Source organism: Flavicella sp. IMCC45668, assembly GCF_057219105.1.
In genome coordinates this window covers 1010487-1030472 of sequence record NZ_CM170114.1, presented here as the reverse complement: position 1 = coordinate 1030472, position 19986 = coordinate 1010487, and the positions used below count along the sequence as shown (strand labels likewise).

The window sequence follows — 19986 nt, the reverse complement described above, 5'->3', positions numbered from 1 at the left end:
TTGCGCCCCGGCAAAAAATATCAAAGCATTAAATTTAAATTTATCAATAATTTAATCATCCTTCCATTAGAATTAAATGGTGTTAAAGGAGATTTTATTTTGGATACTGGCGTTAAAGGTAATATTCTGTTTTTAGGAGAAAACGGAAAGTTTTTTATCAAAGATTCTTTGAGAACTGTCAATCTTCGTGGTTTTGGGTACGGAGATCCGGTAAAGGCTTATGTATCAATGGGGAATACTGTGAGGTATAAAAGCATGGTGCTTCCAAATAAAGAATTTTTTCTATTGAAAGATGAAAAATTGAATTTTTCTGCAAAAACGGGTATCGCTATTCATGGTTTGATAGGAGCAGATTTTTTTAGAAATAATGTTATTAAAGTCGACTATAAAAAAAATAGAATATATGTTTATGATCGTGAATATTATTATGAAAAAAAGCATAAAGAGACTAAAGTAAAAACGATTGATTTAGTTTTTCATAACGACAAGCCTTATATGGAAGGTGAGGTAAAAATATTTGAAAATGATACCGCACATAAACCTGTTAAATTATTAATAGATACTGGAGGTACTGAGGCATTATGGTTGTTTAAAGATGAAAATAAATTTGAAAAATTACCGCCTAAGTATTTTACTGATTTATTAGGGGAGAGTTTGACAGGGAGTATTCATGGAGATAAGGCCAGGATTGAGACATTTGCGTTTGGTGGGTATGATTTTGGAAACCCTATTGTTTCTTTTTTAGATGAAGATGTCGCTAGAAAAGCGAAAAGAATAAAGGGTAGAAATGGTACTTTGGGAGCTGGTATTTTAAAGCGATTTACGGTTTGGTTTGATTATAGAAATGAAAAAATGTACTTAAAAAAGAATTCTAGGTATAAAGAAGAATTCTATTACAACATGAGCGGTTTAGAAATAAATTATAATGGAAGCGTTATGGTTCTAGAGTTTAGACAGCCTGGTGTAAATTTAATAGAAACCGATAATTTAGTTTCTTTAGATTATCATTTTGCATTAAAACCTTCTTATATCATAGCCAATGTCAGGAAAGGTTCTCCGGGAGATTTAGGAGGCTTAAAAGAAGGGGATATCATATTAGAAATTGATGATATAGCGGTTCATCATAAAACTTATGGTGATATCATAGAACATTTTTATAAAAAGAAAAATCGACGTGTAGATTTATTGATTGAAAGAGATGGAGAAGAGATGTACTTTAAATTTCACTTGGTTGACGAATTGGATTGAAATTTGGATAGTACAGTTTGTCTGATTGTGAGACTTGGCACGAGAATTGAAATATTTACTGTTATAGGACGTTAAAACTTCAGAACTCCATGTATTAATGGGGTTTATAAGGAATTGTATAATTTCGATTGGAAGTTAAGTTTAGAAATAATGTCAGTTTGACAGTAAAACATATTTATGAGCAATTCAAAAGTTATAAAAATAGACAGTTTGTCTTTACAAAATATGCTTGATGAGGATTCAGAGTTGATCCCGTTAATGACAGCAGAAGATGAAGAAGAGATCAATAAAGAAGAAATCCCTGAGACACTTGCGATTTTACCTTTAAGAAATACGGTTTTGTTTCCTGGTGTTGTAATTCCAATTACTGCAGGTAGGGATCAATCTATTCAATTGATAAAAGATGTAAATAGTGGTGATAAAATATTAGGAGTTGTTTCTCAAATAGATCCTTCTGTAGAGAAGCCAACCGAAAAAGATATTCATAAGATAGGGGTTGTAGCTCAGATTTTACGTGTTTTAAAAATGCCTGATGGAAATACAACAGTTATCATTCAAGGTAAAAAACGTTTTCAAGTAAAAGAGGTTATTCAAGAAGAACCTTATTTGAAAGCTACTACACAAGATTTTCTAGAGGATAGTTTTATTGAGGATACGGATGAGTTTAAGGAAATCATGTCTTCTGTAACGGAATCTGCCTTAGAGGTAATTAAAGAGAATCCTAATTTACCGTCAGAAGCGGCTTTTGCAATTAAAAATATTCAAAGTCAGTCTTTTCTTGTGAATTTCATTTCTTCGAACATGAATTTGAGTGTGAAGAAGAAGCAAAATTTATTAGAAAAAAGTTCTTTAAAAGAACGTGCAATCACAACGCTAAAGGAATTGAATAAGGAATTGCAGCGATTGGAATTGCGTAATGACATTCAATCCAAAACGCGTGTTGATATGGATCAACAGCAGAAAGAATATTATCTTCAACAACAATTGAAAACAATTCAAGAGGAGTTGGGAGGTGTTTCTCATGATGAGGAGTTGGTTGAATTGAAGGAAAAAGCCAAAGACAAAAAGTGGGGAGAAGAAGTTCAGGCTCGTTTTGATAAAGAAATTAGCAGGTTGCAGAGAATGAATCCTCAAATGCCGGATTATTCAATTCAAAGAAATTACTTAGAGTTATTGTTAGATCTACCTTGGCATGAATATTCTAAAGATAATTTTGATTTAAAACGTGCTGATAAAATTCTTAATAGAGATCATTTTGGTCTTGAAAAAGTTAAGGAAAGAATTATTGAACATTTGGCGGTTCTGAAATTAAAAGGAGATATGAAATCTCCAATTATTTGTTTGTATGGCCCTCCAGGAGTAGGTAAAACTTCTTTGGGTAAATCTGTGGCGGAAGCCTTGGGTAGAAAATACATTCGAATGTCTTTAGGTGGTTTGAGAGACGAATCTGAGATCAGAGGACATAGAAAAACTTATATTGGAGCGATGCCTGGGCGTTTGATTCAAAATATGAAAAAGGCAAAAACATCGAACCCAGTTTTTGTTTTAGATGAAATTGATAAGTTAGCATCGAGTCATGGTGGAGATCCTTCAGCGGCAATGTTAGAGGTTTTAGATCCAGAGCAAAACACAGAGTTTTACGATAATTATTTAGAGGTTGGTTATGATCTTTCTAAGGTTCTTTTTATAGCAACAGCAAATAATATTGGAGAGGTTCCTTGGGCGCTTAGAGATCGTATGGAATTGATCAATGTTTCTGGTTATACGATTGAAGAAAAAACGGAGATCGCCAAAAAGTTTTTATTACCAAAACAGCTAAAGGAGCATGGTTTGACAACTGATCAGTTGAAAGTTGGAAAGGCGCAATTAGAAAAAATTGTTACTGGATATACGAGGGAATCTGGAGTAAGAAGTTTAGAGAAGCAAGTTGCAAAAGTAGTACGTTATGCAGCCAAGTCCATTGCAATGGAAGATGAGTATAATGTAAAGTTATCCAATGATGACATAGTCACTATTTTGGGAGCTTCCAAAATGGAAAGAGATAAATATGAGAATAATGACGTTGCAGGTGTTGTAACCGGATTGGCTTGGACAAGTGTTGGAGGAGATATTTTATTCATTGAATCTATATTGTCTAAAGGGAAAGGAGAATTATCAATTACAGGAAACCTTGGTAAAGTGATGAAGGAATCCTCGACAATTGCTCTAGAATACATCAAAGCGAATATTGAAGAATTTGGAATCGATCAGAAAGTGTTAGATGATTATAAGATTCATATTCATGTTCCTGAAGGAGCAACACCAAAAGATGGTCCTAGTGCTGGGATTACAATGCTTACTTCATTGGTTTCTGTTTTGACTCAAAGGAAAGTAAAATCAAATTTGGCTATGACAGGAGAGATTACTTTGAGAGGGAAAGTATTACCAGTTGGTGGAATCAAAGAGAAAATATTGGCTGCAAAAAGAGCGAATATTAAAGAGATTATTCTTTGTGCAGAGAATAAACGTGATATAGATGAAATTAAAGAATCTTATTTAAAAGGACTTAAATTTCATTATGTAACCGAAATGAGTGATGTGATTAAAATTGCATTGACTAAGCAAAAGGTTAAAAACGCAAAGAAGTTGGTATAATCTAAAATGTATGAAAAAAAGCGAATGGTTGTTTCATTCGCTTTTTTTATTTCTAAAATTGTAAATTGTTAAGATGAAAGTTTTGGTTTTTACGTTTTGTCTATTCAGTTCGTTGTGTTTTTCTCAAGAGGAGGATGCGTGGGTTTATTTTAAGGACAAGCCCTCTTCAAGTACCTATTTGGCTTCTCCATTATTAATGCTGAGTCAAAAGTCTTTGGATAGAAGAACGGCACAAGGTCTTAGTTTGGATTTGAAAGATGTTCCGGTTGAAGGAAGTTATATCACATCGATTTCTCAGAGTTCCGGTATTACTGTTTTGGCAAAGTCAAAGTGGTTGAATGCATTACATGTTAAGGGAACAGCTACGGATATTAATTTATTGAACAGTTTGAGTATTGTAGACTCTATTCAGTTTAAAGACCATAGTCTTAATAAGGGAAGCTTCAAAAGGTCTATTAGTAAATTTAGATTGGAAACCGCAGCGTCATCTGAGCTAGATTATGGAGTTACAGAAAATCAAATAGCAATGCTTTCAGGCGACTTTTTACATGACTTGGGATATTTAGGTAATGGTCTTAAAATTGCCGTTTTAGATGCAGGGTTCAAGGGGGTAGAAAATTTTACTGCCTTTTCTAGGTTGCACGATGCCAATCTAAGTAACGGAGAGATATTAGGGGGCTATGATTATGTCCATAGAGATTCTAACTTTTATGGTGATACAGGAAATACACATGGGTTATCTGTTTTGTCTACAATAGGCGCTTATATAGATGATCAATATATAGGTACTGCACCAAATGCTCAATTTTATTTATTTGTAACAGAAGATGCAAGTTCAGAAACACCTTTAGAGGAAAGTTTGTGGGTAGAAGCTGCAGAAGCTGCAGATAGCATTGGTGTAGATATTATAAATACCTCATTAGGGTATACCACATTTGACGACTCTAGTTATAATTATTCATATTCAGATATGGATGGAAATACAACATTTATTTCCAGAGGGGCAGAAATTGCATCATCTAGAGGTATTTTATTAGTTACCTCGGCAGGGAATGAAGGAAGTAGTTCTTGGAAGTATATAAGTGCACCGGCGGATGTTGCATCTGTTTTGTCAGTTGGAGCAGTAGATTCCAATGGAGTAATAGCAAGTTTTAGTTCTTTTGGCCCAACAGCAGATAACCGAGTAAAACCGGAGGTGGTAGCACATGGAAAAAGTGTTTATGTAATCAACAGTGCTGGGAATATTTCAATTTCAAGCGGAACTTCATTTTCAGGTCCAATTATTGCGGGTATGAGTGCTTGTTTATGGCAAGCTTTTCCGAATAAAACCGCTAGTGAGATAAAAAACCTGATCGTAACATCTGCAAATAAATATGATAATCCATCTGATCAATATGGTTATGGTATCCCTAATTACCAATCTATTTATGAGTCGTTAGGTGTCAGTAGATTAGTTCTTGATGAAATACAAATTTATCCCAATCCGGTAAACAATTATTTGGTTATTGCTTTGAAAGAGCCACATCTTGGGGGCAAAGTATATTTTTATGATGTCTTAGGACAACTTGTCCTAGAGAAGTCTTTATCAAACAAAGATGCTAAAATAGATGTAAGTACTTTAGAAAGTGGTGTTTATTTTTTGGAGTTGGTTAAAGGTAAGTATAGACGCTCCGTTAAATTAATAAAAAACTAGAAATAGAATTTTATAGTAAAGCGAATTAATGAAATCAAATAAAATTACAGATTTATTTAAAATAAAATATCCAATCATTCAAGGAGGAATGGTTTGGGTAAGTGGGTATAAATTGGCTGCCGCTGTAAGTAATGCAGGTGGACTAGGATTAATTGGATCTGGTTCTATGTATCCAGAGATGTTTCGGTCTCATGTAAGAAAATGTAAGAAAGCAACCGATAAACCCTTTGGAGTAAATATTCCAATGATATATCCTAATATAGAAGAGTTGATATCAATTGTTATTGAGGAAAAAGTGAAAATTGTTTTTACCTCTGCTGGAAATCCTAAATTATATAGCGCAAAATTAAAGGAGCATGGAATTACTGTAGTGCATGTTGTAAGTAGTTTGAAGTTTGCTTTAAAAGCTCAGGAGGCCGGGGTAGATGCCGTAGTTGCTGAGGGTTTTGAAGCAGGAGGTCATAATGGAAGGGAAGAGAGCACTACCTTTACTTTAATTCCTACAGTAAAGCAAGGACTAGAGATTCCATTAATTGCGGCAGGTGGTATTGCTACTGGGCGTGGAATGCTTGCTGCTATGGTGTTGGGCGCTGATGGTGTTCAGGTGGGAAGTAGATTTGCTGCGAGTATCGAATCTTCCGCTCATCAAAATTTTAAGGAGCGCGTATTGTCCACGCAAGAAGGAGATACAATGCTTACCTTAAAAGAGATAGCCCCAGTTAGAATGATAAAAAATGAATTTTACGACACGTTGCTTCAATTCTCAAAGCATCATACGCCTTCTGAATTAAAAGATTTTCTAGGAAAGGGTAGATTGAAAAAAGGAATTTTTGAAGGGGAAATGTTGGAAGGAATGATGGAAATAGGACAGATAGCTAGTGTGATTAACGAAATTGAATCGGCTCAAGAAATAATTAACGATATGGTTCAAGAGTATCAAAAAGTTGTTGAGAGTTCCCTTTTCATATAAAGATAGTATCAGAAATCAAAAATCATTTTTACTGCAACGATTATTTGTAAAACTGCAAAAATTTTCTTCAACGATTTTTGATTGATTTTTAGTGCAATTTTTGAACCAATAAAACCACCTAAAGAGAATAATATCGCTATGGTAATCATATAGTACCAGTTGATTGGGGCTGTGTTGCTGTAATTGTTGACAGCAAAGTAGGTTACAGGTGGAAGCATTACCGCCAGGCTCAATCCTTGTGCGTTATGCTGAGTAAAGTTTAGTAAATAAACAAAAAGAGGTACCATAACGATTCCACCACCCACACCAACTAGCCCACTTAAAATTCCAGCTAGGATGCCAATTCCGATAAGGATAAGAATGGGTTTGTTTTTTTGCATAGAAATTTATTTTCCAAAGTACATTTTGATTCCTGCTATGAACATTACGACACCAAAGACTTTTTTTAATGAAACTTGATCGATACGGATTGCTATTTCTGAACCTAAAAAACCACCAACAGTAAAAAAGAGTGCCACAATAATAGTATACTTCCAATTGACTTCACCTGCTTTGTGATAGTTAGAAACTGCAAAATAAGTAACGGGTGGTAGCATGATGGCTAAGCTTAACCCTTGTGCTCCGTGTTGGGTGTAGCCTAAAAGAAAAACAAATAGGGGTACCATAATAATACCACCTCCAATCCCAACAAGTCCACTTACGATACCAGCAGTTATTCCTATGAATATGAGTATTAAAATGGTTGTTGTGAGGGTCATTTATATTTTTTTATTCAGGTATTTTTATCTGATATTGTTTTCGAGATCTATTATTCAAGTGGTTTTCTCTTAACCAAGGGTTGTGTAATTTGATTTGTTTATAGTTACAATTCATTTCTTTTGCAAAAGAAGCAATATTATGAATAGCGGTATCCACAGATATCAATTTCGTTTTAGAAAGTTCATATAAATCTTCATTGTCAAAAATAAATCCATAATGCTGTGGGTGAGAAAGAATTTCTTTGATGGCGATTATTCGTGGGACATATCTCTGTGTTTCACTACTAAGTAATAGATCATAGTAATCGTTTACCTGTTGTTTTTCTTGATTTCTTGAAATTCCTCTATTACCAGCATTATATGCAGCGGCCGCTAAGGTCCAAGTACCAAATTTTTCTTTTGAGTCCAGTAAATATTGACAAGCAGCTTCCGTGGCCTTTTCAATATTATAACGTTCATCTACATTATTATTTACTTCAAGTCCTCGCTCTTTTGCTGTATGCGGCATTAATTGCCAGAAGCCTTTGGCACCGGCAGAAGAGGTAACATTTTCTAAACCACTCTCAATAACTGCTAAGTATTTAAAATCCTCTGGAATTCCATTCTTTTTTAGAATCGGTTCAATGATAGGAAAAAATTTGTGTGACCTTTTTATCAAAAGCAAAGCGTTGGATTGCCAGTAGGTGTTTACTAATAACTCTTTGTCAATACGTTCTCTGACGTCTGGTTTATTTAAAGGAATGTTTTCTCCAGCAAAAGTGAGGTTATTAGGGATTTTAAGCGCTTTTATTTGATAAGTATCACTGGTGTTTTTAGTAGGCTCCTCGGTACTATAAATAAATATAGCAGAAGTTAAGATTATCAATATAATTGCAAAAATATATGTTTTGAAGGTGCGCATAATTATAGAAATTTAGTAAGACCCAAAATGGTTAATTCGAGTAAACTTAAAGTTACAAATTTCGAGCCATTATGCTAATTCTCTAGATAAAATTTTATTTATTTTCTGAGCCTTTGTTAAAATCATAGCATGTGATCCATCTTTTATAGAAATACAGTTTTGAATATTCGTAATAGGGAAAATAAAGTCACTTGTTCCATGGATATGAATAATATCAGAAATACTTTTTTCTTGATTCCAATATAAAATTTCTTTAATGGCCCATTTGAGGTACAGGGGATTTCTTTGTGAAAGATACATTCTATATACTTCTATTTGTTTTTTCGCTTTATTTCCAAAACATAAAGTTAAAATTTTCTCCAATGGATCAATAAATCTAGTAGGTGCAAAAACATACAGTTTCAATTTTTTTATCAACTGTAGAGAGTTTGGTAATTCATGTTTGTTTTTTATACTAGAGATAATAACAAGCTTCTCATAATCAATAATTTTACCTATTTCTTGTGCCATAATTCCGCCGAAGGAAATACCAATTAGGATTGGGGACTGGTGTTTAATCTGAGCACATAATTCTTTAGCATAAGATTTAATGTTCTGATTTTTGGAAGATGGGATGTGCCATGTTAGATAATGTATTTCATATTTTTGATCGTCGAGTTTAATACGATCGAAAATTTTAGAATTAGCAGCTGTACCAGGAATGAAATAAATATGTTTTTTCATAAATCAGAAGGTACATCAAAAAAATGGTTAGAGAAAATCGAAACGTACAAGTCCATCTTCATCAATCTTTGTCAGCTTAATTTTATGTATGGTGTTCACTAAATTCGGATTCCAGGGAGTTTTAACTTTTACATAATTTTCGGTAAAACCTTGAATGTACCCCTCTTTGTTTTCGCTTTCAAATAGTACAGTATGTTCTGTGTCAATCTGACTTTCATAAAATGCACGTCTTTTTTTAACAGAGAGGCCACGGAGCATTTTACTACGTTTTTTTCTAACATTGGCAGAGACAACACCTTTCATGTCAGCCGCTTCTGTATTAGGTCTTTCAGAATACGTAAACACATGCAAATAGGAGACATCCATCTCATTTAAATAATTGTACGTTTCAAGAAATAATTCATCTGTTTCTCCAGGAAATCCTACAATAACATCTACACCAATACAAGCATTGGGCATCTTTGATTTAATTGCAGAAACTCGATCTGTATAAACCTGACGCAAATAACGTCTTTTCATTAATTTTAATAAAGTATCGCTACCACTTTGTAAAGGAATATGGAAATGAGGAACAAAAGTTTTGCTGTTTGCAACAAAATCAATGGTTTCATTTTTGAGCAAATTGGGTTCAATAGAAGAAATTCTTAATCTATAAATGCCTTTTACTTCATCTAAAGCTTGAACTAATTCAAAAAAAGTATGTTCGTGTTTTTTATTTCCAAATTCACCTTTTCCATAGTCACCAATATTCACTCCAGTTAAAACAATTTCTTTGATGTCTTTTTGTGAAATTTCTTCTGCATTTTTTAAAACATTTTGAAGCGTATCACTTCTAGAAATTCCTCTTGCTAAAGGAATCGTGCAATAGGTGCATTTATAATCACATCCATCTTGAACTTTCAAAAAGGCTCTTGTGCGATCTCCAACAGAATAAGAGCCAACATAAAAGTCGGCTTCAGAAATTTCACAGGAATGCACCTCACCCATATCATTTTTGGAAAGATCATTTATATAATCCGTAACTTTAAATTTCTCAGTAGCTCCTAGTACCAAATCAACCCCTTCTACATTTGCCAATTCTTCTGGCTTAAGTTGTGCATAGCATCCTACAGCAATTAAAAAGGCATCATTATTTTTCTTTAAAGCGTTTTTTACGATGGATTTAAAGCGTTTGTCAGCATTATCTGTTACGGAACATGTGTTGATCACATATATATCTGCTTTTTCTTCAAAATCAACTCTTTTGAATCCTTCTTCTTGAAAACTTCTAGCAATTGTTGAGGTTTCTGAAAAATTTAATTTACATCCTAAAGTGTAAAAAGCTACTTTTTTATCTGTATTCATTCTTGTACTTTTGTCGCTTACAAAAGTAAGTCTTTAAACTCAATTTTTTTATACGTTTTCGACTGAATTATTAGCATCAAAATAGTTAACTTAAAGCTTCAGTTTGTTACACTGAATTATTAAAAAATGTATGAATAATCTTAGTTGGAATAGTTTCGCTAGTAAAATTTTAATCAGCTTATTTGGATTGGTGGTTTTGTTTTCTTGTTCTAAAGGAAATACAAAAGATTCATCTAACTTAGTGTTTCGTTATAATGAAGCGGCAAACATTACGACCTTAGATCCTGCATTTGCAAAGGACTTACGTACAATTTGGGCTACCAATCAATTATTCAATAGTTTAGTGCAGTTGAACGACTCTTTGCAGGTTCAGCCAGATATTGCAAAGTCATGGACTATTTCCGAGGATGGAAAAAAATATGAATTTACATTAAGGGATGATGTGTATTTTCATAAGCATAAACTATTTGGTCGAGATTCTACTAGAAAGGTGGTAGCAAAGGATTTTGAATATAGTTTTAATAGATTATTAGACCCAAAAGTAGCGTCACCTGGAAAGTGGGTTTTAGAGCATGTTTCACAATTTGAGGCGAAGAATGATTCTGTCTTTACCATAAGATTGAAACAAGCGTTTCCTCCGTTTTTAAGTTTGTTGAGTATGCGTTATTGTTCGGTAGTACCCAAAGAGGCCATCAATTATTTTAAGGATAATTTTAGATCACATCCTATAGGAACGGGGCCTTTTTACTTTAAGTTGTGGGTGGAAAATACAAAGTTGGTTTTTAGAAAAAATAATAGCTATTACGAAAAAGACAGTAAAGGGCAGAGTTTACCATATATTGAAGCGGTAGCGATCACATTTTTACCGGACAAACAAAGTGAGTTTTTACAGTTTGTTCAGGGTAATTTAGACTTTTTAAATAGTATTGATGCTTCTTATAAAGATGAATTGCTAACAACCTCTGGGGTACTTACAGAGACTTATGAATCTAAGATAAATATGGTAAAAGGACCTTATTTGAATACGGAGTATTTGGGGGTTTATTTGGATGCAGATGAAAATGAAGTTCAGTCTTTGAAAATTAGAAAAGCCTTAAACTATGGCTTTGATAGGAAAAAAATGATATTCTATTTAAGAAATGGAATAGGCACACCTGCAGTAAATGGATTTATTCCAAAAGGTTTGCCTTCTTTTAATAATATGAAAGGTTATGATTATCAGCCTGAGAAAGCAAAAAAAATGGTGCAGTCTTATATGGATGAGACAGGAGATTTAAATCCGTCCGTTACAATAAGTACGAATAGTCAATATTTGGATTTGTGCGAATATATTCAGCGTGAGGTTGAGAAAACAGGTTTGAATGTAGAGATTGACGTGATGCCACCATCAACATTGCGACAAACAAAAGTGAACGGTCAATTGAGTGTTTTTAGAGGAAGTTGGGTTGCTGATTATCCAGATGCAGAAAATTATTTGTTTATTTTCCATAGCAAGAAGTTTTCTCCTAATGGACCTAATTATACTCATTACTCAAATAAACAATACGATATGTTGTTTGAAAAATCATTGGTAACAGTTGATAAAAATGAACGCGAAAAACTATATCAAAAAATGGATAGTTTGTTAATGGAGTCCGCTCCCGTGATCCCATTATACTATGATGAGGTGGTTCGTTTTACACAAAAAAATGTATCCGGTCTAGGGATCAATCCAATCAATCATTTGATTTTAAAAAGAGTAAGAAAAGAAATAAAATAGTGTTTAGAGAGTAGGGTAAACAACAATTCAATTGTTTTATTAATACCTATTACAAATTTAAATTATACTACTATTATGAATGTTTTAAAGAAAAATTTATTACTTCTGTTGTTGATATCCTTCAATATTATTGTGGCACAAACGTACGTCTCAGAAAATTTTGATTCTGGATTGGGAAGTTTTAGTGTTATTGATGAGGGCTCCGCAACAGGGGATTCTTGGAGTTCGGGAGATTTGGATTCTTTTAGAATTGGTGAAACTGATGCCGCATATGTATCTAATAACTTTAGTCATGGAGGTGGAGGAGAAGGCGGAGAAGAAGGTCCATTTATGGGCGTAGCTGCAAAATCTCAAGCAATTGCATTTAAAGAAACGCTGTTAACTCCTGTTTTTGACTCTAGTGCTGCTACAAAGTTAATATTAAAGTTTGATGAGTCTTATAATGGTAGTGATAATGATGATATAGCTTTGGTTCAAGTTTATAACGGGACTAGTTGGGTAACTGTTCATACCCATGCTGGAAGCTCATTATTATTTAGTTCTGAAACGGTGGAAATTGATATTGCAAGTTACAAAAATGCTGTGATGCAGGTAATGTTTGTTTTTGACGATTTAGGGGTAGAAGGTAATTACTGGATGGTTGATGATGTTAGTGTGGTGAATACAAGTTGTTCAGACCCATCAAATATTCTTGTGTCAGATATTGAGGATACATCAGCAACTATTAATTTTACAGTCGGATATAGTGAAACTGCTTGGGAGATAATTGTTCAAGAGTCTAGTTTAGATGAGCCTAATGTTGCCGGAGAATCCATAGTTCAAAATAGTTATACTGCATCGAATTTAACGGAAAACACGAGTTACGAAGTATATGTACGTGCTAGCTGCGGAGCTGGGGATTTTTCTAATTGGGTAAAATCTTCAAACTTTACTACACCCTACACATGTCCTAAACCAGATAATATTAAAAGTAGTAACAGTACACCAAGTTCTATTAGTGTTTCGTGGGCTGTAATGGGAGATGAAACAGAATGGGAGATAGAGTATGGACCGAAAGATTTTACGAATGATAATGGAGAAGGAGTAATCATTTCGAATGTCACAACGAATCCTTATGTGGTTACAAATCTAGATTCGGATACGAGCTATGAATTTTATGTGAGAGCGGTTTGTGGAGAAGATAACAAAAGTATTTGGGAAGGAGTTACCGAAAGATCAACTTTAAAGGCTTGTGAAGAGCCGACTGATTTTAAAGCGATATCATGGAGTTCAACCTCTGTAGATATAGAATGGAGTCAAGGTTATCAAGAATCTAGTTGGGAGCTAGAATATGGGATAAACGGATTTTCTCAGGGAACAGGTACAATGGTAGTTGTCGCTCAAAACTCACATGAAATAACTGGTTTAAGTGAAGATACTTCCTACGATGTTTATATTCGTTCTCTATGTACTGAAGAAGAGCAAAGTGAATGGGTTCAATTAAATAGTTTTTCCACTTTATGTGCCACTGTCCAGGAAGTTATTTTAGAAGATTTTGAAACGTATAACTCAAAATTTGTGATAGATGATGAGGATTGTTTATTACAAGAAGCTGTTACAAGTGCAAAATGGTTTGTGAATACAGGGGCAACCGGATCTAATGGCACGGGGCCTGAAGCTGGTTCAGGTGGATCAGGGTATTATGCTTACTTAGAGGCTAATAGCAATGTAGATACCGATTACGGGTCTACAGCAGATTTATATTTAAACTATGCAGTAGACTTGAGTGTTTTTACAACACCGACTATAAGTTTTGATTATCATATGGTAGGTAACGAAATGGGTGATTTACAGCTCTATATTGTTGATGAAAATGGTGTTTCTAGCTTAATAAAGCAGTTTGAAGGAGAACAGCAAAGTGATACGTCAGATGATTTCCTAACGGCCACTGTGGATTTGAATACTTATGCAAATCAAGAAGTTAGATTTTTCTTTAGAGCTGTTCGTGGTGGAACATTTGCTGGGGATATGGCTATAGATAATATCAAAGTGTTTGATTTAAATGCTTTGTCAGTTTCAGAACTTCAGAAAAAAAGCTCAGCTATTAGTGTGTATCCAAATCCAGCTAATTCGAAAGTAACCGTTCTAAATATAAACCAAGATAGTTTTTATGAGGTATTTGATATGTCAGGTACACTAGTATCGCAGGGTGAATTAAGTAAAAGCAATAATAGCTTGAGTTTAGAAGGATTGTCAGGCGGTGTTTATTTACTAAAAATTAATGAGAAAGTAATTCGGGTAATTAAAGAGTAAACCATAAAATTCATATAAAATAAAAAAGCCTATCAAATTATTTGATAGGCTTTTTAATACTTTAAAATATGTGTTTAGATAACTTTTACGTTAACTGCATTCATACCTTTTCTTCCTTCTTGTAATTCAAATTCTACTTCGTCACCCTCACGGATTTCATCGATTAAACCTGTTACGTGAACGAAATGTTCATTGCTTGATCCTTCTTCTGTAATGAATCCAAAACCTTTAGTTTCATTGAAGAACTTTACTGTACCTTTACTCATTTTTGTAAATTAATTATAATTAGTTGTAACCAAATTTAGCATTATATTGTTAAAAATGCTAATGTTTATTTTATTTTTTAAACAAATGGTAAAAGAATAACGAAATATTTACATTTGAGTTAAATGAAAAGTGAAATTTTTAATTAATTACGATTCTGGTTTTGACGTCTGTTTTTTGGTTTTCCTTTGTTGGCGTTTCCCTTTCTTCTTGCTTGTTGTTTTTGTTTAGAAGGTCCCTTTTTCTCAAAAGATTCTTTGCTGTCGTCAACGTAATCATGACTTTCTATAACAGGGATTTTTTGATTGATGAGCTTTTCGATGTCTCTCAAATAAGGTCTTTCTTCAACATCACAAAATGATATAGCATTTCCACTAGCATCAGCTCTTCCCGTTCTACCGATTCGATGTACATAGGTTTCAGGGATGTTGGGTAAATCAAAATTAATTACCATAGCCAAGTCAGATACATCAATCCCTCTAGCCGCAATATCCGTTGCTATTAAAATATTTAGTTCCCCATTTTTAAAAGCACCTAAAGCTCTTTGCCTTGCGTTTTGAGATTTGTTACCGTGGATTGCAGCAGATTTAATACCTGCTTGTGCTAATTTTTTTACCACTTTATCTGCTCCATGTTTGGTTCTAGAAAAAACGATGGTTGTTAATTTGGGGTTTTCATTGATAATGTCTATCAAAAGTTTTGTTTTATCACTTTTTTTAACAAAATAAATAGACTGTCCAACTTTTTCTGCGGTAGCTTGTTTAGGTTTGATGGTTACACTTTGATGATTGTGCAAAATGGTTTGTGATAGTTCTTTAATATTGTTGGGCATTGTTGCAGAGAAAAAAAGAGATTGTCTTTTTTCAGGTAAAAGCCTCAATATTTTTTTGATATCATTGATAAAGCCCATGTCTAACATTTGGTCTGCTTCATCTAAAACAAAATGTTCAATATATCTTATAGAAAGTAAGTTTTGATTGATTAAATCTAACAATCTTCCAGGAGTAGCTATTAATATGTCAACTCCTTGTTTTAACCTTCCAACCTGGCTAGCTTGTTTAACACCTCCAAAGATCACGGTATTTTTTAGATGTGTGTTTTTCGAATATTCCGTGAAGTTATCCGCAATTTGAATCGCTAATTCTCTTGTAGGAGTAACGATTAAGGCTTTAATGCGTTTTGGTCTCTTTTTAGTATTTGAACTATTAAAAAGTTGTTGAATGATTGGAATAGCAAAAGCGGCTGTTTTACCAGTTCCAGTTTGAGCACAACCTAATAAATCATTTCCTTCTAATAAAATGGGAATTGCTTGTCTTTGAATAGGTGTGGGAGTTGTATATCCTTTTGAGTCAAGAGCTTCCTGAATTGGAGCAATGATCTCTAAATCTTTGAATGTCATAAATTATGTATAAGATGCAAAGGTAGGTTATTCAAACGGGATAATGAGTAAAGTAAATGCTGATACTAAATTAGTACCAGCATTTTTATTAAGAGGCAATATCTAAGCTTTGCTTATTATTTATAGTAAACCCGAAAGTAGCGTTACAAATTATTTCTTTGTGAACACTGTTTTCTCTATGAACCAAAACTGTAAATAGAATTTCTTTTGAGTCTAATTTTTGAATGGTATGCGTAATTTTCAGTCTATCTTTTAAAAAGGCATGCTGTAAAACATTTAATTTGAAAAGATGTTGCTGTATATTTTTTTGCTCTTCTATGCCTTTTAAGAATTGTTTGGCGGTAGATTCCATTTTGTTGTATAAAACAGATGGCAATAATGTTTTGTTGTTGTTTACATCGCCTTTTGCAATGTTGAAACTGTAAGTGTTTGTTTGTATTGGGTATTGCGTTTTCATAATTTTTAATCAATGAGTTATATAAATGGGGATGTAGCTTTCTGGAACTTTTCTATTTTGGAATGATAAGACCATGGAAATGTTTTTTAATGCTTTCATAATTTTTTTCGTTGTTGTTTTCATAATTGTTATTTTAAATTAATAGTAAAAAAAAAGGTGCTTTTCATTTGAAAAGCACCTTTGATATAATAGAATGATATTTTTATTTCTTAAAATGATCAAAAGGACTTTTTCGTTTTTCAACTTTAATATATACAGCTGACATACCACGATTTTCCATGTTAAAAATGGATTTTAACACAGTTGTCATTGCTTTTTGTAATTGAGATATGTTCAAAAATTCTTTCATCATGAATCAAATATATTAAATATTTTCTTTTAAAGTATCTTTGCGTTGAAAAATTAACAAAATATAAACTTATGTTTTTTATTTTGATTTCGTTGCTCGGATTGCTTATGCTAAAATATCAATGACAGTGTCTTCTTTAATACTATCATAAAATTTAGCATTGGTTACATACATATAGGGAACTAGCCAAAGTAAACCGATACCTAAAGTTAAAATACATAACAATAGAAGTCCTATAAACCTTAGATATAAAAAGAAATATTTCATTTTATGACCATCCATCATTTTATAACTTTTCTTTAGAGCGTCTACTGCTGATATTTGGTCGTCTTCTGCGATGATAAAAAAGGTCATGCTTAAAGCGATTCCGATAATGATACCCGGAACAATAAACAAAATAATTCCCGCTGTTACGAGCAACATCATTAAAAGATATGCTAAAAATGAATTTAAAAAGTTAGAGAATCCGGTAAAGGAATCTTCAAACCTAGCATCTTCACCTCTTGAAATTTTCAATGAAAAAAGACTTAGGCCAGTTGCAAAAGGGCCTGAAATTAAGGCAGAGAAAATAATTGCGAAAGGATATTCCTCAACAATAGTTTGTGTACCTCCAGTTAATAGTAGAAATACAAGAAAGGTTCCAATTGCAAGTCCCCATTGGTTTGTCAAAGACTCTTTAGAGGATTTCATTAATTCAGAAATAGTCATTTTATTAGGTTTTATAAAAATTAATCGTTAGGCGCCATAAATTTATAAACAATACCGGCTAATGCAGCTCCAACAATAGGGGCAACCCAAAATAGCCATAATTGGCCCATTGCCTCACCTCCTACGAAAATTGCACTTGCTGTACTTCTTGCAGGATTAACAGAAGTATTAGTTACAGGGATACTAATCAAATGAATCAATGTCAATGCCAAACCAATAGCCATTCCTCCAAACCCTGGAGATGCATTTTTATGTGTCGCTCCTAAAATAACTATTAAGAACATAAATGTCATGACAACCTCAGTTACAAGAGCTCCCATCATTCCAAAGTTTACACCATATACGTTTGCATCATAAAAGTTACTTGCAAAAGCTCCAGGTGCAGTTCCAACACCAGCAAAATCAGGTGAGCTACTTACAATAATAAATAACACTGCGGCACCCGATATACCACCTATTACTTGTGATATTATATAAGGCAAAAGGTCTTTTTTGTCAAATCTACCTCCTAAATAAAGTCCAACAGATACGGCCGGGTTAAAATGTCCACCAGAGATATGGCCTAATGCATATGCACCTGTTAAAACGGTCAAACCAAATGCAAGAGATACTCCCACAAGGCCAATTCCTACAGTGTCAACTCCTGCAGCCAAAACAGCACTTCCACAGCCTCCTAAAACGAGCCAAAATGTTCCAATAAATTCTGCTAATAATTTTTTCATAATTTAATTTTAAGTTAGTATTGTTGATTTGAGCATGAAAATATGATTTTATCCTGAATTTTAGGATGTTAGTATACAAACAGTAACTTCAATTTTGTTTATGGTTATTTTTGATAAATTACAGTTGTTTTGATTTTCATGCTTTACTAAAGTACAAAAAAATATAATGGAGAAGTTCTCTTTGATTATCTCCATAAAAATGAAAACTAAGGAATCCTTTTTTCTATCTTTGATTTTTATTAATTAAACTTGATTTTTTACCTCTTATTATGAAAGTGATTGCAATGATTCCAGCTCGATTTGGAGCTTCAAGATTTCCAGGGAAGTTATTAAAAGATTTAGCAGGTGAACCTGTAATTGTTAGAACTTATCAAGCGGCAGTGCAAACTGAACTTTTTGATGAAGTTTATGTGGTAACGGATAGTGAGGTTATAAAGGAAAAAGTTGAAGCGGTGGGAGGTAAGGTTTTTGTAAGTCAAAAAAATCATGAAACAGGTTCAGACAGAATTGCTGAGGCAGCAGTTGATTTGAATGTAGATGTGGTAGTAAATGTACAAGGAGATGAACCTTTTACTAGAATTGAACCTCTAAGAGATTTGATAGAAGTCTTTAAAAATGATCCTGAACAAAAGATTGATTTAGCATCTTTGGTACATCCGATGGATCGCTGGGATGAAATAGAAAATCCTAATAATGTAAAAGTAGTTATGGACTCTTATAATTGTGTTATGTATTTTTCTAGGTCTCCTATTCCTTATCCGCAAAATAAAGAGATACCTACAACCTATTACAAACATATTGGGATCTATGCGTTTAGAAAATCAGCATTAACTTCTTTCACAGAGATGCCGATGAAACAAAATGAGGCTACTGAGAAGTTAGAAGGAATACGATTTTTGGAGTATGGGAAAAAGATAAAAATGGTTGAAACACTGTATAAGGTTATTGGAATTGATACAGAAGAAGATTTGATTAAAGCCAATGAATTATGGAAATAGATTTGAAAAAAATAAAGGTGATTGCATTTGATGCAGATGATACTTTATGGGTAAATGAACCTTATTTTAGAGAGGCTGAGCATGAGGTAGCTAGATTGTTATCGGCTTATGAAACAGAAAATAAGATCAACCAAGAGCTATATAAAATGGAGATTAATAACCTTAAACATTATGGATATGGTGTGAAAGCTTTTATTTTATCTATGGTGGAGTTAGCTGTTGAAATTTCGAATCAAAAGGTACCAGCAAAAGTAATTAATGAGATAATAGGTATTGGAAAGGATATGCTTCAAAAGCCTATTGAATTGTTAGACGGAGTAGAAGAAGTGTTGAAAGCACTGCAAGGAAAATATAGATTGATCGTTGCTACCAAAGGAGATTTATTGGATCAAGAACGCAAATTAGAAAAATCGGGTTTGTTAAAATATTTTCATCATGTTGAGGTGATGAGTGATAAAAAAGAATCAGATTATTTAAAAATTGTAAATCATTTAGATATTAAACCTGATGAATTATTAATGATTGGAAATTCCTTAAAGTCAGATATTCTTCCTCTTGTAGCAATTGGTGCTTCTGCTATCCACATACCTTATCATACAACTTGGTTGCATGAGCAAGTTGATGAGTTGGAGTGTTCTAAAGAGACCTATAAAACGTTTAAAAATATAAAAGAATTAATAGGAGTTGTTTGATACGTTATCTTAACTCGTTTATAACATCTAATCAGTTATAAATGACTAAATTTGCATTAAATAAAAAAAGAAAAT

General features: G+C 33.2%; 18 protein-coding genes. 8 read left to right on the top strand and 10 right to left on the bottom strand.

Annotated features, from left to right (window positions below):
- From AC2DZ0_RS04830 to AC2DZ0_RS04815, 4 genes are all read left to right on the top strand, one after another.
- The gene (locus tag AC2DZ0_RS04830) at positions 1–1248 is read left to right on the top strand and encodes a PDZ domain-containing protein (RefSeq protein WP_484644018.1); all 1248 of its coding nucleotides are present in this window, start codon (positions 1–3) and stop codon (positions 1246–1248) included.
- Between the two features lie 177 nt (positions 1249–1425).
- Positions 1426–3882, top strand: coding sequence for an endopeptidase La (gene lon, locus AC2DZ0_RS04825; RefSeq protein ID WP_484644017.1), 2457 nt, complete (start codon positions 1426–1428; stop codon positions 3880–3882).
- 73 nt (positions 3883–3955) lie between these two features.
- Complete coding sequence (locus AC2DZ0_RS04820) at positions 3956–5575, top strand: S8 family serine peptidase (protein WP_484644015.1); 1620 nt, start codon at positions 3956–3958, stop codon at positions 5573–5575.
- Positions 5576–5603: 28 nt separating this feature from the next.
- Positions 5604–6545 carry an NAD(P)H-dependent flavin oxidoreductase gene (locus tag AC2DZ0_RS04815; protein WP_484644014.1) on the top strand — a complete coding sequence of 314 codons (942 nt, stop codon included), beginning with the start codon at positions 5604–5606 and terminating at the stop codon, positions 6543–6545.
- 8 nt (positions 6546–6553) lie between these two features.
- Here AC2DZ0_RS04815 and AC2DZ0_RS04810 read toward each other — a convergent pair whose 3' ends face one another.
- The 5 genes from AC2DZ0_RS04810 to mtaB all read right to left on the bottom strand — a co-directional run bounded on the left by AC2DZ0_RS04810 (position 6554) and on the right by mtaB (position 10271).
- Positions 6554–6925, bottom strand: a complete 372-nt coding sequence (locus AC2DZ0_RS04810) for a TSUP family transporter (RefSeq protein ID WP_484491882.1) — start codon at positions 6923–6925, stop codon at positions 6554–6556.
- A 6-nt stretch (positions 6926–6931) separates the two neighbouring features.
- A complete protein-coding gene (locus AC2DZ0_RS04805) occupies positions 6932–7303 on the bottom strand; it encodes a TSUP family transporter (protein WP_484644012.1) in 372 nt (123 codons plus the stop codon).
- A gap of 10 nt (positions 7304–7313) precedes the next feature.
- On the bottom strand, positions 7314–8204 hold the full coding sequence (locus AC2DZ0_RS04800) for a lytic transglycosylase domain-containing protein (protein WP_484644011.1): 891 nt from the start codon (positions 8202–8204) through the stop codon (positions 7314–7316).
- Positions 8205–8273: 69 nt separating this feature from the next.
- Positions 8274–8927: a YqiA/YcfP family alpha/beta fold hydrolase gene (locus AC2DZ0_RS04795; protein WP_484644009.1), complete on the bottom strand. Its 654-nt coding sequence runs from the start codon at positions 8925–8927 to the stop codon at positions 8274–8276.
- 27 nt (positions 8928–8954) lie between these two features.
- Positions 8955–10271 (bottom strand): tRNA (N(6)-L-threonylcarbamoyladenosine(37)-C(2))-methylthiotransferase MtaB, encoded by a 1317-nt coding sequence (gene mtaB, locus AC2DZ0_RS04790; protein ID WP_484644008.1) that lies wholly within the window; start codon positions 10269–10271, stop codon positions 8955–8957.
- Positions 10272–10401: 130 nt separating this feature from the next.
- On the opposite strand from mtaB, the gene AC2DZ0_RS04785 reads away from it, so the two are divergent.
- Together AC2DZ0_RS04785 and AC2DZ0_RS04780 are read left to right on the top strand one after the other, a co-directional pair.
- A complete protein-coding gene (locus AC2DZ0_RS04785) occupies positions 10402–12030 on the top strand; it encodes an ABC transporter substrate-binding protein (RefSeq protein WP_484644007.1) in 1629 nt (542 codons plus the stop codon).
- Between the two features lie 75 nt (positions 12031–12105).
- Positions 12106–14322 (top strand): fibronectin type III domain-containing protein, encoded by a 2217-nt coding sequence (locus tag AC2DZ0_RS04780; RefSeq protein ID WP_484644006.1) that lies wholly within the window; start codon positions 12106–12108, stop codon positions 14320–14322.
- A gap of 74 nt (positions 14323–14396) precedes the next feature.
- Here the strand turns inward: AC2DZ0_RS04780 and AC2DZ0_RS04775 are convergent, their stop codons facing one another.
- The 5 genes from AC2DZ0_RS04775 to aqpZ form a co-directional block, all read right to left on the bottom strand.
- Complete coding sequence (locus AC2DZ0_RS04775) at positions 14397–14588, bottom strand: cold-shock protein (protein WP_300320482.1); 192 nt, start codon at positions 14586–14588, stop codon at positions 14397–14399.
- A gap of 143 nt (positions 14589–14731) precedes the next feature.
- Positions 14732–15985, bottom strand: coding sequence for a DEAD/DEAH box helicase (locus AC2DZ0_RS04770; RefSeq protein WP_484644004.1), 1254 nt, complete (start codon positions 15983–15985; stop codon positions 14732–14734).
- Between the two features lie 88 nt (positions 15986–16073).
- Positions 16074–16442, bottom strand: a complete 369-nt coding sequence (locus tag AC2DZ0_RS04765) for a hypothetical protein (RefSeq protein ID WP_484644002.1) — start codon at positions 16440–16442, stop codon at positions 16074–16076.
- Positions 16443–16896: 454 nt separating this feature from the next.
- Positions 16897–17499 (bottom strand): DUF975 family protein, encoded by a 603-nt coding sequence (locus tag AC2DZ0_RS04760; RefSeq protein ID WP_484644001.1) that lies wholly within the window; start codon positions 17497–17499, stop codon positions 16897–16899.
- A gap of 20 nt (positions 17500–17519) precedes the next feature.
- A complete protein-coding gene (aqpZ, locus tag AC2DZ0_RS04755; RefSeq protein ID WP_484644000.1) occupies positions 17520–18221 on the bottom strand; it encodes an aquaporin Z in 702 nt (233 codons plus the stop codon).
- 269 nt (positions 18222–18490) lie between these two features.
- Here aqpZ and kdsB point away from each other — a divergent pair, with 269 nt between their 5' ends.
- Both kdsB and AC2DZ0_RS04745 read left to right on the top strand, forming a co-directional pair.
- Complete coding sequence (gene kdsB, locus AC2DZ0_RS04750) at positions 18491–19219, top strand: 3-deoxy-manno-octulosonate cytidylyltransferase (protein WP_484643998.1); 729 nt, start codon at positions 18491–18493, stop codon at positions 19217–19219.
- A complete protein-coding gene (locus AC2DZ0_RS04745) occupies positions 19210–19911 on the top strand; it encodes an HAD family hydrolase (protein WP_484643997.1) in 702 nt (233 codons plus the stop codon). The genes kdsB and AC2DZ0_RS04745 overlap by 10 nt, the downstream gene beginning before the upstream one ends.
- The last annotated feature ends 75 nt before the right edge of the window (positions 19912–19986 follow it).